Genomic DNA, 12974 nt, shown 5'->3' on the forward strand with positions numbered 1-12974 from the left:
CGCTGGCCGCTCGTCCACCATGCCTCTCATGCGTATCGATTCCGGTGCGCCTTTCGCTCGCGGTGAGGCATGGTTCGTTTCTTCTTCCTGGCGGCAGGGCTGTCCTGCCTGGGGGCCTGCACAGGGGCCGGCAAGAGTCCGGCCGCATCGACATGGGAAGCCTCGCGGCAGGCTGCCCAAGGCTTCCGCTTCGACTGGCAGTTGTCCGGCGATCCCTCTGTTGCGCCGATGCAGGTGTTCGACGACGGCAAGGAAACCTGGCTGCAGTTCGCGCCGGGGCAGGCGTTGCCGGCGATTTTCGGTGTTGGCAGCGACGGCGAACGGGCCTTGCCGTACGTCAGGCGCGATCCCTACGTAGTGCTGGCAGGAGGCTGGAGCGGTCTGCTGTTTCGCGGCGGGCGCCTGATGGCCCGCGCGCAGCGTGTGCCGGCGGTCGCGGACGCCAGGCCGGCAGGTGGGGCGGGGACCAGGCCGCAGGATGAACCTGCGCCTCTGGCGCTGGCCGCCGCGGCCGAACGCATCGGCCCGGCGCGGCCTGCCGAGCCGGCGTCGCACGCCATCGGCGCGTTGCAAGCCGCCGGACCACTGGCCGGTGCGGCGTCGGCCGGCGCTACTGCACCGGCACCGATGGCGGCGCCGCAGCAGGTCTATCGCGCTGCTCCCCCGGACGCCACGCTGCGAGCCGTTCTTGCGCGCTGGGCGGACCTCGCCGGCTGGACCTTCCAGCCGCAGCATTGGGCCGTGGACGTGGACATTCCCTTGTCGGCTGCGGCCGAGTTCTCCGGCGATTTCAAGTCAGCCGTGCGCGAACTGCTGGGCGCCACCGAGCTCGCCGAAAAGCCCTTGCAGCCATGCTTCTACGGCAACCGGGTGTTGCGCGTAGTGCCGCTGGCGCAGTCCTGCACGCGGATGGCCGCGCCAGGGGGGGCTGCGGCATGATGCGGATACTGTGCTTGTCTGTCGTTGTCTCTGGCGTGTTGGGCGGCTGCGCGGCGTCGCAGCAGGCGGCGGATCAGCGCCTTGCGGCAAACACGCGTCAGGCCCAGGTGGCTGCCCACCAGCGGGCCTTTGTCGAAGGGCTGTCGGACCGCGCCGCACGCGTCGCGGCCCAGGATGTCGCCATGCCGTGGCTGGCCGGCAAACCACAGCCCCTGGCACGGGAAGTGGCGCTGCCGCCCGCATTGCGTGAGAACGTGCGGACCACCTTGATGCTGGCCGACGATGCCGACCTGCCTGCGCTGGCCCAGCGCCTGACGGCCGCCACGGGCATCGCAGTGCGGGTACGGCCGGATACCTTGCTGCCGCTGGAATTGTTCCTACCTCGGCTGGCCGTCAACGGCGCCTTGTCCCTGCCGGCACCGGTCAGCCTGGAGGTCCGCGCTGGCGGGCAGCCGCTGGCCGACCTGCTCGACGCGCTGGCCGCGCGCTTCTCGGTGCATTGGCGCTACGAGCACAACGCGCTCGAGTTCTACCGCACCGAGACCCGCGTGTTCGATTTGCGCGCCTTGTCGCTGACCAGCAAGGTGGATGTCCGCCTTGGCCGCGAGGGCAGCCCGGAAGGTGAAGGCTTTGAGAGCACCTCCAACACGTCCTTGTCGGCGGGCCAGCACGATGCGGTGGCTATCCTGCGCGCCAACATCGCGCCGTTCCTGACGCGTTCCGGCGTGGTGGCCGACGCGGTCGAGGGCGCCACCTCGATCGTCGTCACGGACACCCCCGAGGCGCTGGAACGTGTCGCTCGCTACCTCGAGCGCGAGAACAAGGCGCTGACCCGCCGGGTCCGGCTGGTGTTCGAGGAAATCACCGTCGTCGCCAACGATGCCACCTCGGGCGGCATCGACTGGAACGTCGTCTACGCCGCGGCCGGGGCCGCAGCGCGGCTGGCGCTGCCGGGCGCGGGCGCGGGGGCGGGCGGGGGCAGCCTGGACGCTTCCATGGCCAGGGGGCCATTCCAGGGCACGCAGGCCATTGTCTCCGCGCTCAGCACGATGGGAGCCGTCGTACGGCACAACAAAGTTCCTATCCTGACCCTGAACCGCCGTCCGGTCACGCACGCGGTAAGAACCACGTTCAGCTACATCGACCGGGTGCAGAGCACTGCGGTCCCCGGCACCACGGCGGGGGGCGCCAACGGCTCGCTGCCGGCGGTATCCATCAGCCAGAAGGAAGAGACGGTAGGTTCGTTCCTGACGTTGTTGCCGGACATCCAGGAGGACGGCCAGATCCTGCTGTCGCTTGCCTATGACAACGCGGTCGCCCAGCCCCTGAAGACCATCACCTTCGGCGAGCGCGGCAACCAGGTGCAGGTGCAGCAGGTCACGATCGACGGCAACGGCACGGTGCAGCAGGTCGAGCTGCGTCCCGGCCAGCCCATCATCGTTTCCGGTTTCGACCGCAGCCAGGACCAGCATGACCGCCAACGGCTCGCGCCGGGGCTGCCGCTCATCGCGGGCGGCCTGGACAGCGCCTCCACGGAACGCATGACGACCCTGGTGCTGGTGACCGCCCAGGTCGAGGAAGGGTACTAGGCGTGGAACGGGTCCCTCTCTCCTTGTTGCTTGACGTTCCAGACACAGGCCGCACCTTGGCATTCGGTTTGCGTTGGTTCGCTCTGATCGGCTCCAACATTCCCGCGCTGGCGCGTTCGCGCGGGCGCCGCTTGCGGGCCAGCCACTACGTGGTGGGCGGAGCGCCGGCCATGGTGGCCGGTTATGGCCGCGTGCGTCCGTCGTGGCGTGGCGGTTCGCGAGCGGGGCGGGGCGGGCATCGGCACATCCAGGCGGCCGCGCAACTGTATGCCCTGCTGTATCCGGATGGGGGCCACAGCCTGATCAGCCTGCCCGGCGGCGGGCACTGGTTGGTGGCGGCGCAGCGCGGCACCGTGCTGTCGCAGGCGGACAGAGTGTTCGCCACGCTCGACGAAGCCTTGCGCGAACAGGAGCTGTTGCGCGCCCGGCGGCCGGGGTTGCCGGCGCAGGAAGCCGGCGAAGCCTGGGCCTTGCTGATGCAGGCGGCGGACCCGGCCGCGCGCCTGGCCGTGTTGTCGTCGCGCTGGGGCGAGCTGCCGCTGGCGTTCCGGTTGTTCCTGGCCTGCGCGGGGGTTGCCGCCATTGCTCCGCAATTGTGGAGCAGCTTGATAGCCCCATGGTCCGGCCGCGAACCACCCGCCCATGCCGATCCGCAGGGCCTGGAGCCGCAGCCGGATCCGTACCAGGTCCTGTTGCGAAGCACCGTGGTTCACGCTCCCGGCGAAGTCACCCGCCTGCTGGACGGTTTGGGCAGATTGCCGATACAGATGCGCGGCTGGGCGCTGAGCCGCGCGCGTTGCCTGGCTGCGGAGCAGGCCTGGAATTGTTCCGCTGTCTACGTCAGGGCTCATCCTCAGGCTGCCAACGACGTCCTGCACGCGCTGCGGCCCGTCGGCTGGCAGGTTTCATTTCAGCCTCTGGAGGAAGCCACGCTGTCTTGGCGCACGGCGTCCTCGCCGACATGGCTGGCGGATCTGGTTCTGCCCACCTCGCTGCAGCTCGACACCGGGCTGGTCGCCGCGTTGCAAAGGATGCGGGCGGCCTTTACTTCCGTCGTTCTGGCGACGGCATTGCCGTTGCCCTTGCCCATGCAGTCGCCGCCTGCCACTGGGCAGGCTGGCGTCACATACGCGGCGCGGCCTGCCATCCGCAGCCGCGCCATCACCTTGCGGGGGCCGCTGCGTTCCTTCGCGCTGCTGGATGGCGCCATCGTGGCGGCCAAATGGTCCCGCTTGTCGCTGGACATCCAGGCGCAACCCCGGCCGAGCCTCGTCTCCAGCACGCTGGTTGCCGAACTACAGGGAGAAATCTATGAACACGAATAGGGGCGGCGGCGCGCGCCCGCACCTCGCGGCAGGCTTCATCGGGCGCCTGCTCGTGTCAGCCGCGCTGGTGCCTGCCGCCCACGGCCAGCCGGCGCCGCAGGCCGAGGAACCGCGACCGTGGCCAGAGACCGAAACCGTGCGCGCCTTGCTGCGTGCGGATGCGGCGGCTGCCCTGGCGGACTGCCGGGTCCCCGGCTTGTGCCGTCAGGGGGCCGAGTTCGCGGCGTCGGTAGCGCCACCCGCCAGGGCCTCCGACGAGATCCGGGTAATGGCGATTTTCGGTCTTGCGCGGCACTTGAGCGTCGATATCGCCATCAATGGTGCCGTACTCCGCTATCAGGCGGGTAGGGGTGAACCTGTCGCGGGAGCCGTCGACAGCCGCGCTTACCTGTTGCTGGCCATCGACGATAGCTGCGTGAAGTTGCGCCGCGGCGATACCGAACGCACAGCTTGCGTCGATGCGGGCAGGGGGCAGCCATGACCGTGCATGCCCTTCAGCCCGTCGCGACGCATGCCGATGTGGGGCTTCCCACGGTGGCGGGCTGGGAGCCGCCCCAGCTTCAAACGCCTGAAGACATCGCCCGCCTGCAGCCACCATTCGCGCGGCCGCTCGGGCGCGACTTCGATCTCGCCGCGCTCGCCGGCAGGCTGTGTCCCGTGTTGCTGGAAAGCGGCGAGGTCGCTGTGTTCGCCGTAAAGGACTACACACTGGGCGATCAGATCGACGAGGTCGAGCGCATGGTGCTGGCGCGCGGCTATCGGCTGGCGCGCGTGCCGCGCTATCAGCTGCCCGCGCCGCTGTTGTTGATGATCGCCCGCGGGCAGTTGGCGGCGCCAGCGTTGGCCGGGCGCGGCAAGCAGCGGCAGGAGGAGCGAGCCTCGGCCCTGGCCGCGATGTTCCTCGACATCGTGGGCTGGGGCGTGGCTCAGGGAGCGAGCGACGTGCACATCAACGTCAACCGGCGCCGTGCCGCCTGCGAGATTCGCTACACCATCGGCGGGGAATACGTGGGCACGGAACGCTTTGCGGGCCTGTCCAACGCGACGCTGCTGGAGGTCCTGGCGATGGCCTGGATGGATGTCAAGGGAGGCAACGGCGCGGTGTTCGACCCGGCGCTCGAGCAGCAAGGGCGCATCGGGCTGGACATCGATGGCGTACCCATCGTGCTGCGCTGGGCTTCACTGGCCGCCGATGCCGGGCCTTCGGTCTGCTTGCGCATCTTGCGACTGGACGCGACCGCCAACGCCGATCTGCTGGCCTTGGGCTACCTGCCCACGCAGGTGGAAATCCTTGCCCGGGCGCGCGAGCGCGAAGGCGGAGCCATCGTGCTGGCAGGCGTGGTCGGCTCCGGCAAATCGACCACCATCGCGACGCTGATGCGCGGCATCGCGCCCACCCGCAAGGCCATCACGCTGGAGGATCCGGTCGAATACGTCATCGACAATGCCTTGCAGAACACGCTGGGAGGGGCTCTGGCGGAATCAGCCTGGCCGGCGTTCGACGCCAAGCTCAAGACCATCAAGCGCTCGGCGATGAATGACCTGCTGATCGGCGAGATCCGGGACATGGACACCGGCCGGGCGTTCATGGACCTGGCCGGCTCCGGCGTCAGCCTGTACACGACCACCCACGCCGCTGGCGCCGTGCTGATACCCGAACGCTTGGCATCGGATTCGATCGGCGTGTCGCGAGATTTTCTGGCTACGCCCGGCATCCTCAAGCTCTTGGTCTACCAGACCTTGCTGCCGCGCCTGTGCAGCCATTGTTCGCTGCCCGTGGACAGTTTGTGGTCCAGAGCCGCCGACGGCGGCAAGCGCCCGGACTGGCAGGCATGGTCGAAGCGGATGCAGCAGGAGTTCCTGCTGGATCTCGCCACGCTCAGGGTCAGGAATGCGGCGGGTTGCAGCGCTTGCAGGCGGCCGCAACTGCCTGAGTTGAACGGCATCTCCGGCCGCAGCGTGGCAGCCGAAATGCTTGAGCCCGAGCGTGTCGAAGGTTTTTTTGAGCGCGTGCGCGCACGCGACAATGTCGGGCTCAAGCGCCTGGCCGAGGCCGCCGGCCCTACGGTCTGGCGCAGCGAGACTGCGCGCGGCGCATCGGCGCGGGACTGCGCTCTGTACAAGGTCAGTTGCGGAGAAGTCGATCCTCGTTCCCTGCTGCGTCGCTTCGATTTTCCAGCGCCCGTGCCTGCGCGCGGCGTCGGCGCCGGCGGGGGCGGTCATGGCTAGATCGTTGCTGCCGCATTTTTCCTTCAGCCCCTCCTCCGGCCGGACCTTGTTGTTGCGCCTGGACGCGCTGCGCTTTCGTGCGGGGCGAGCTGACTATTACGAGTACCTTGCAGACCTGGTCGAAGGAACCCAGGGCCGCAAGAATCTGCGCGCCGTCTTCGAGGATGACGCGCGCCGTCATGGCGAAGATACCGTGCGCGGCCGGCTGTCGAGACATTGGGCGGGCATGTACCTGGAGGCCGGCGGCGATCTGGGCGCGGCCTGGGCGGACACGCTGCCGTCGAGCGAGTGCGTGCTGCTCAGCTGCGTGCAGGAAGAGGGCGGCGATCTGTCCGCCGCGTTGCGGGATGTGGCGCGGGCCGTGCGCTTGGCGTCGGATGCGTGGCTGGCGCTGGTCTCGGCCGCGGCGGCCGGCCTCGCGGCTGCGGCTGTTGCATTCTCCTTGCTATGTGCAATTCCCTTTTTCAGCGTGCCGCGCTTGCAGCAGGTATTCCAGGCCGTGCCGGCGGAGGATTATGGCCGGCTGACCCGCGCGCTGTTCGCCTTGGCCCAGGGCCTGCGGCAATGGCTGGCCTTGTGGCTGGTGCTGTTGTCGGGCCTGGTCTTGCTGAGCCTGTGGTCGCTGCCGCGTTACACGGGCGCTGCGCGGTCGCGGCTGGACCGCTGGCTGCTGTGGCGGCTTTACCGGGATTTCCACGCCATCCGCTTTCTCGCTCTGCTGACCGTGCTGGTCAGGCAGCACGGCGCGGCCGACACCCGTTTGCGGCGCGCCCTGGCCGTGCAGGCCCGCGATGCCGCGCCCTGGATGCATGGGCATCTGCTGGACATGCTGGGGCGGATAGACGGCGGCCAGACCGGTCCGGAGATCTTCGGCACGGGCCTGCTGGACGCGGACACATGGTGGTACATGGCCGACATGATGGATGCCCTGGGCATGGAGGCCGGACTGGTGCAGGTGCGGCTGCGCGTCGAATCGCGCCTGTTGGTGCGCGTGCGCCGCCAGGCATCGGTGTTGCGCTGGGCGTTGCTGCTCTCGTCCGTGGGCGCCGTGCTGGGCATCACGCTCTGGCATTACGGCGTGATCGATGAACTGCGCCAGGCGCTGACTAATTTCTATGCCAGCCAATAGGGGCTGCATCAGGCACGCGGCGCCAATCGGCCCGCGCGCTACATCTCACGAGGAAAGCAACCATGCATTACGTACACGCAATCCCGTTCCGCGCCAGCCGGCAGCGCGGCTTTTCGTTGATGGAGGTCTCCATCGTCACCGCCATCGTCCTGTTGATTGCGATCGTCGGCATTCCGGCCATCGGCGCCTACGTCGTTGAGAACAAGGTGCCCAAGGTGGGAGAGGAATTGCAGCGTTTCATTGCCAGCATGAAGACCAATGCGCAGGGGGGCGGGGTCACTCCGTATGCCGGCCTGGACACCGGCGCCATGGCCAATGCCTTGCGGGAGTCCAGCGTGCTGGCCATCGATGGGTCCGGGGGCGCGGCGCGCATCGCCCATGGCCTGGGCGGCAGCGGCGTGGGAGGCAATGGGGTGGTCGAGGTCGCTGCCGCCTCGTTCGGCAGCGCGGGACAGGGTTCCGCGTTCTCCATCAAGCTGACCAACGTCAGCCAGGCGGCATGCCCATCGTTGGCCTCGGTGCTGCAACGGATGTCGGAGACCATCTCGATCGGTGGAGGGGGTGGCGGCCTCAGGCTTGTGAAGGACGCGTTTGCGACGCCCAGCGTGCCTTACCGGGCGGCCCTGGCCCAGGCGCAGTGCAGCCCGGGCGACGTCAACACCTTCGTATTCGTCGCAAAATGAGCCCGCCGCTGTGGTGCATCACGGCTCGATCGGGTGCCGCTGCGGCTTTGCGTCAGCGCGGGTTCTCATTGCCGGGCCTGGTGGTGACGTTAGCCTTGAGCGCCATGGTGGCCATCTGGGCGTCCGGTCAGGTGGTGCAGCGGATCGAAGACGCAGCAGCCCGTGCCTCCGGCGTATGGTTGACACAGATCCGCCTGGCGCTAACCGAGGTGTTGGCTCGGCATTCCGCCATCCTTGCCAAGGGGGATTTGCCACGTAGCGAACAGGGGGTTCCACTGTTTGCGGACCCGCTTGCGCCCACCGTGGGCGAATTGCGTGGCCTGGGGCTGCTGCCGGCCGATTTTCCCGAGCGGTCCTCCATGGGTTTTTCGGCGCAGATCCAGATCGTCAGGTCGCAGGCATGCCCGGGCGAACGCTGTCGGATGGATGGACTGGTCTACAGCGCCGCGCCGTTATTGAAAACGGGGACGCAATTCATTGACTTGACCGGCATCGCTGCCGTTATCGATGCGGCCGGCGGCTATGGCGGGGCGGTGTGGCCGGCTTCGCCGGGTCTGGTGCGCGGCGCGGCGTTCAGTTTCGCCAATCCGGCGGCGTCCGGAGGGGCGGCCTACGCGCCGGGCACGCTCGCCCTGTGGGCGGGAGCGGACGCTGGCGGTCCTGATCTGGACCGATACGTCAGGATCCGGGATACGCGCGATCCGCAGCTGCAGGGGGAGCTGAGCGTCGCGTCCTCGGCGCGGGTGGGCTCGCATCTTACAGTCGGCGCGCGCGCCAGCGTGGGACAGCCATGCAATGTCGCCACCGGCGCCATGGCCACCTCGGAGCAGGGAGAGCTGCTGACATGCCAGTCCCAGGCCTGGGGGCCCGCAAGCGGCGGCTTCGGCGGGGCGTACAGCTTCAACTACCCATTGGGTTGCTACCATTACAGCGGCACGTCCACTGCGAATCCCCGGACTGGCGAGTGCTCATGCCCCGCCGGCTACAAGGCCGTGATTGTTTCAGCGGGCGGTAAATGGACCGAGACGGAAGGCTGGACCACAGGCTACGTCTGCGTGCGCTGAGGCTGCCGCGAGGCCGGTTTTCCTGGGATCCCCGCCAACCCTCTATAATCAAAAATTCGCCTAAATTCTGCTTCGCCCACGATGAAATCCTCCGAGATTCGCCAGCAGTTTCTGCAATTCTTCAAGTCCAAGGGACACACCATTGTTCCCTCGTCGTCGCTCGTCCCGGGCAACGATCCGACTTTGCTCTTCACCAATTCGGGCATGGTCCAGTTCAAGGACGTCTTTACGGGCAAGGAATCGCGGTCCTATACGCGTGCCACCTCGTCGCAGCGCAGCGTGCGCGCCGGCGGCAAGCACAACGACCTGGAGAACGTGGGCTATACCGCCCGCCACCATACGTTCTTCGAAATGCTGGGCAACTTCAGCTTCGGTGACTACTTCAAGCGCGACGCCATCCAGTACGCCTGGGAATTGCTGACCCAGGTCTACAAGCTGCCCGCCGAGAAGCTCTGGGTCACGGTCTACCAGGAAGACGACGAAGCCTACGACATCTGGGCCAAGGAAGTCGGCGTGCCGGCCGAGCGCATCATTCGCATCGGCGACAACAAGGGCGCGCGCTACGCGTCGGACAACTTCTGGCAGATGGCGGACACCGGTCCTTGCGGCCCGTGCTCGGAAATCTTCTATGACCATGGTCCCGAGATCTGGGGCGGCCCCCCGGGATCGCCCGAAGAAGACGGCGACCGCTACATCGAGATCTGGAACCTGGTGTTCATGCAGTTCGAACGCGATGCCGCCGGCAACATGCCGCGCCTGCCGCGTCCCTGTGTCGATACCGGCATGGGTCTGGAACGCATCGCCGCCGTGCTGCAAGACGTGCATTCCAACTACGAAATCGATCTGTTCCAGCACCTGATCGCCGCCGCCGCGCGCGAAACCGGCATCAAGAACCTGGAAGACAACTCGCTCAAGGTCATCGCCGACCACATCCGCGCCTGCTCGTTCCTGATTGTCGACGGCGTGATCCCCAGCAACGAAGGCCGCGGCTACGTGCTGCGCCGCATCGTCCGCCGCGCGCTGCGCCACGGCTACAAGCTGGACCAGACCAAGCCGTTCTTCCACCGCCTGGTGCCCGACCTGGTCGCCGAAATGGGCGAGGCCTATCCGGAACTGGCCGCCACGGCCGAGCGCGTCGCGCAGGTGCTCAAGCAGGAAGAAGAGCGCTTCGGCGAAACGCTGGAACACGGCATGCGCATCCTCGACACCGCCCTGGCCAACGTGCCCAAGGGCGGCCAACTGGACGGCATGACCCTGTTCACGCTGTACGACACCTACGGCTTCCCGGTGGACCTGACCGCCGACATCTGCCGCGAACGCGAACTGGACGTGGACATGGCCGGCTTCGAGGTCGCCATGGAACGCCAACGCGACCAGGCGCGCGCCGCCGGCAAGTTCAAGATGGCCGAAGGCCTGAGCTACGAAGGCGCTGACACGCGCTTCGAAGGCTACGAAAAACTCGAACTGGATGGCGTCAAGGTCACGGCCCTGTACGTCGACGGCACGCAGGTCCAGCAGGTCAAGGCAGGCCAGAGCGCGGTCGTCGTTCTGGACGCGACTCCGTTCTACGCGGAGTCGGGCGGCCAGGTCGGCGATACCGGCCTGCTGGAAGCCGACGGTGTCCGTTTCGCCGTCGCCGATACCCTGAAGATCCAGGCCGGCGTGTTCGGCCACCACGGCGAACTGGAGTCCGGCACGCTGTCCGTGGGCGATACCTTGCTTGCGCGCGTCGACGCGGTCCGCCGCGCCCGCACCGTGCGCAACCACTCGGCCACCCACCTCATGCACAAGGCGCTGCGCCAGGTGCTGGGCGCGCACGTGCAGCAGCGCGGCTCGTTGGTGGATCCCGACAAGACCCGCTTCGACTTCGCCCAGGATGCGCCGCTGACCGCCGAGCAGATCGCTCGCGTCGAAGCCATTGTCAACGCCGAGATCCTGGCCAACCAGCCCACCGTGGCGCAGGTCATGGCCTACGACGACGCCGTCAAGGGCGGCGCCATGGCGCTGTTCGGCGAAAAATACGGCGACACGGTCCGCGTGCTCGACATCGGCTTCTCGCGCGAACTCTGCGGCGGAACCCACGTCAGCCGCACGGGCGACATCGGCCTGTTCAAGATCGTGTCCGAAGGCGGCGTGGCCGCTGGCGTGCGTCGCATCGAGGCTATCACTGGCGACAACGCGCTGGCCTGGGTGCAGAACCAGAACGCCTTGCTGACCCAGGTTGCGGGCATGCTGCGCAGCACGCCCGCGGACCTGCCGGCGCGTATCGCGCAGGTGCAGGAACAGGTCAAGAGCCTCGAGAAGGATCTGGAACAGTCCCGCAACAAGCTTGCCGCCAGCGCCGGCAATGATCTGGCGACCAGCGCCGCGGTCGAGGTCAAGGGCATCAAGGTCCTGGCCGCCAGCATCGGCGACGTGGATCCCAAGGCATTGCGCGGCATGGTCGACAACCTGAAAGACCGCCTGAGGCCTGCTGTCGTGCTGCTGGCCACGGGTTCGGCCGATGGCAAGATCAGCGTGGTGGGTGGCGTCACCGCCGATCTGACCGGCCGCGTCAAGGCGGGCGATCTGGTCGGCTTCGTCGCGGCCCAGGTGGGCGGCAAGGGCGGCGGCCGTCCCGATATGGCCATGGGCGGTGGTACGGACTTGGCAGCCTTGCCCGCGGCGATCGCCAGCGTGCAGAAATGGGTGGACGAGCGTCTGTGATGAACGGGGCGGATACCAGCTTTGATGGCGGCGCGCAGGCGCCGTCCTTCGAGCACGAAGTCGATGCCAGCGGCCTGACCTGCCCCTTGCCTATCCTGCGCGCCAAGAAGGCGTTGGCGCAGATGGCCAGTGGTGAGGTGCTGCGGGTCATCACCACGGATCGCAATGCGATCCGCGACTTCCAGGCGTTCGCCCGCCAGACCGGCAATGTGCTGGTGGCGCAACAAGAGGTCGATGGCCGCGGGGTGCATTTCCTGCGGCGGCGCTGACCGGTTGCCGGTAGTACGCGCCACGTAGAAGGGCCCGCCGCAAGGCGGGCCCTTTCGCATGGGCGGAGCCCCTGCTTACTTGCGGATGGCCGCCGCGACTGCCCGGGTAATGGTGAAATCCACCAGGTCGCCTTCCTTCAACTGCTGCAGGCGTGCCTGCAGGGCCGGATCCTGGACCTGGATGGTGCGCATGCCGCCCTGCGGACCTTTCAGCGTCACCAGGTTGGCGCTCTTGTTGATGTGCCAGATCTCGGCGGTGATGGTGGTCTGGCGTCCGGCAGCGCCGCCAGGCATGGCTCCCTTGGCGCTGCGGGTCGCCGCGGTTTCGGTCTTGACCTCCGGAATGCCGGATCCGGCCGGACGCACGTCCACCGCTACCGACTCGTAGTAGTCGAGCGTCAGCGTGTCGCCGGGCTTGATCTGCTGGAAGTTGCGGATATCGGGGCCAGCCTGAATGTCTACGCTATTGCCGTTTTCGCCCTGCAGTGTGATGGTCCGAGTGGCCGGGTCCACAGCGGTGACCTTGCCGGAGGCGGTCGTCAGGGCGGCTCCCATGACACGGGCCGAAGCTGCAAGCGGCATGGCCAAAGCGCCCGCCAGCAGGCCCGCCAGGGCCAGGCGCGCGACAGGGGTGAAGACTGATTTCTGATTCTTCATGGTGGTGCACCCTCCGGTTAGAGGAAGTTGGGGGAAAACCGCTGGAAAAAGCAGAGACAGGCGGCAGGTGGGCCGCCATTAAGGGGATGGTTTGAAGCAGGTGCGGTGGCGGCGCCGTGGACAGGCGGCAGGCGGGATCGAAGCGCGGGGTCTTGCGTAGGTCGACATAAAACCGATCTCCTCAATCGGGCTATTTCTTCACACGCACTGAGTTCTGACGCACTAAGACAGGCACGAGGGGGGCAGGGCGGCTACACTTGGTACTGCGGCGCGGGCCCCGGCCCCTGTGTTTGTAGAATACCTGGATGTGGTGTTTTAGGATACAAATCGCGCCGCTACGCACAATTCGGCACTGCCATTTGCCAGCAGGCTTGTTTAAGTGCT

At 67.4% G+C, this 12974-nt stretch carries 11 protein-coding genes; 10 read left to right on the forward strand and 1 reads right to left on the reverse strand.

Annotated features, from left to right (window positions below; translation table 11 throughout):
- Positions 1–69 precede the first annotated feature (69 nt).
- The 10 genes from AC3WOB_RS27145 to AC3WOB_RS27190 all read left to right on the forward strand — a co-directional run bounded on the left by AC3WOB_RS27145 (position 70) and on the right by AC3WOB_RS27190 (position 11933).
- Positions 70–939, forward strand: coding sequence for a TrbG/VirB9 family P-type conjugative transfer protein (locus AC3WOB_RS27145; protein ID WP_492276748.1), 870 nt, complete (start codon positions 70–72; stop codon positions 937–939).
- Positions 936–2528 carry a hypothetical protein gene (locus tag AC3WOB_RS27150; RefSeq protein WP_492276749.1) on the forward strand — a complete coding sequence of 531 codons (1593 nt, stop codon included), beginning with the start codon at positions 936–938 and terminating at the stop codon, positions 2526–2528. Before AC3WOB_RS27145 ends, AC3WOB_RS27150 begins: the two co-directional genes overlap by 4 nt.
- Before the next feature lie 68 nt (positions 2529–2596).
- Complete coding sequence (locus tag AC3WOB_RS27155; RefSeq protein ID WP_492276750.1) at positions 2597–3853, forward strand: hypothetical protein; 1257 nt, start codon at positions 2597–2599, stop codon at positions 3851–3853.
- On the forward strand, positions 3840–4334 hold the full coding sequence (locus AC3WOB_RS27160; RefSeq protein WP_492276751.1) for a hypothetical protein: 495 nt from the start codon (positions 3840–3842) through the stop codon (positions 4332–4334). Before AC3WOB_RS27155 ends, AC3WOB_RS27160 begins: the two co-directional genes overlap by 14 nt.
- A complete protein-coding gene (locus tag AC3WOB_RS27165) occupies positions 4331–6082 on the forward strand; it encodes an ATPase, T2SS/T4P/T4SS family (protein ID WP_492276752.1) in 1752 nt (583 codons plus the stop codon). Before AC3WOB_RS27160 ends, AC3WOB_RS27165 begins: the two co-directional genes overlap by 4 nt.
- Entirely contained in the window at positions 6075–7211 is a 1137-nt protein-coding gene (locus AC3WOB_RS27170) for a hypothetical protein (RefSeq protein WP_492276753.1), read from the forward strand. The genes AC3WOB_RS27165 and AC3WOB_RS27170 overlap by 8 nt, the downstream gene beginning before the upstream one ends.
- A 62-nt stretch (positions 7212–7273) precedes the next feature.
- Positions 7274–7894: a type 4 pilus major pilin gene (locus tag AC3WOB_RS27175; protein ID WP_013392814.1), complete on the forward strand. Its 621-nt coding sequence runs from the start codon at positions 7274–7276 to the stop codon at positions 7892–7894.
- On the forward strand, positions 7891–8958 hold the full coding sequence (locus tag AC3WOB_RS27180) for a prepilin (protein WP_492276754.1): 1068 nt from the start codon (positions 7891–7893) through the stop codon (positions 8956–8958). The genes AC3WOB_RS27175 and AC3WOB_RS27180 overlap by 4 nt, the downstream gene beginning before the upstream one ends.
- A gap of 81 nt (positions 8959–9039) precedes the next feature.
- On the forward strand, positions 9040–11664 hold the full coding sequence (gene alaS / locus AC3WOB_RS27185) for an alanine--tRNA ligase (RefSeq protein ID WP_492276755.1): 2625 nt from the start codon (positions 9040–9042) through the stop codon (positions 11662–11664).
- Positions 11664–11933: a sulfurtransferase TusA family protein gene (locus tag AC3WOB_RS27190; protein WP_492276756.1), complete on the forward strand. Its 270-nt coding sequence runs from the start codon at positions 11664–11666 to the stop codon at positions 11931–11933. The genes alaS and AC3WOB_RS27190 overlap by 1 nt, the downstream gene beginning before the upstream one ends.
- Before the next feature lie 75 nt (positions 11934–12008).
- Here the strand turns inward: AC3WOB_RS27190 and AC3WOB_RS27195 are convergent, their stop codons facing one another.
- Positions 12009–12590 (reverse strand): hypothetical protein, encoded by a 582-nt coding sequence (locus AC3WOB_RS27195; protein ID WP_013392818.1) that lies wholly within the window; start codon positions 12588–12590, stop codon positions 12009–12011.
- Positions 12591–12974 lie beyond the last annotated feature (384 nt).

The sequence above is a fragment of the Achromobacter sp. FW305-C-30-7 genome (assembly GCF_058783105.1).

Coding starts and splice junctions, on each gene's coding strand:
- AC3WOB_RS27170 (WP_492276753.1), top strand. CDS start 6,075: ATGGCTAGATCGTTGCTGCCGCATTTTTCCTTCAGCCCCTCCTCCGGC.
- AC3WOB_RS27175 (WP_013392814.1), top strand. CDS start 7,274: ATGCATTACGTACACGCAATCCCGTTCCGCGCCAGCCGGCAGCGCGGC.
- alaS (WP_492276755.1), top strand. CDS start 9,040: ATGAAATCCTCCGAGATTCGCCAGCAGTTTCTGCAATTCTTCAAGTCC.
- AC3WOB_RS27180 (WP_492276754.1), top strand. CDS start 7,891: ATGAGCCCGCCGCTGTGGTGCATCACGGCTCGATCGGGTGCCGCTGCG.
- AC3WOB_RS27165 (WP_492276752.1), top strand. CDS start 4,331: ATGACCGTGCATGCCCTTCAGCCCGTCGCGACGCATGCCGATGTGGGG.
- AC3WOB_RS27150 (WP_492276749.1), top strand. CDS start 936: ATGATGCGGATACTGTGCTTGTCTGTCGTTGTCTCTGGCGTGTTGGGC.
- AC3WOB_RS27145 (WP_492276748.1), top strand. CDS start 70: ATGGTTCGTTTCTTCTTCCTGGCGGCAGGGCTGTCCTGCCTGGGGGCC.
- AC3WOB_RS27160 (WP_492276751.1), top strand. CDS start 3,840: ATGAACACGAATAGGGGCGGCGGCGCGCGCCCGCACCTCGCGGCAGGC.
- AC3WOB_RS27195 (WP_013392818.1), bottom strand. CDS start 12,590: ATGAAGAATCAGAAATCAGTCTTCACCCCTGTCGCGCGCCTGGCCCTG.
- AC3WOB_RS27190 (WP_492276756.1), top strand. CDS start 11,664: ATGAACGGGGCGGATACCAGCTTTGATGGCGGCGCGCAGGCGCCGTCC.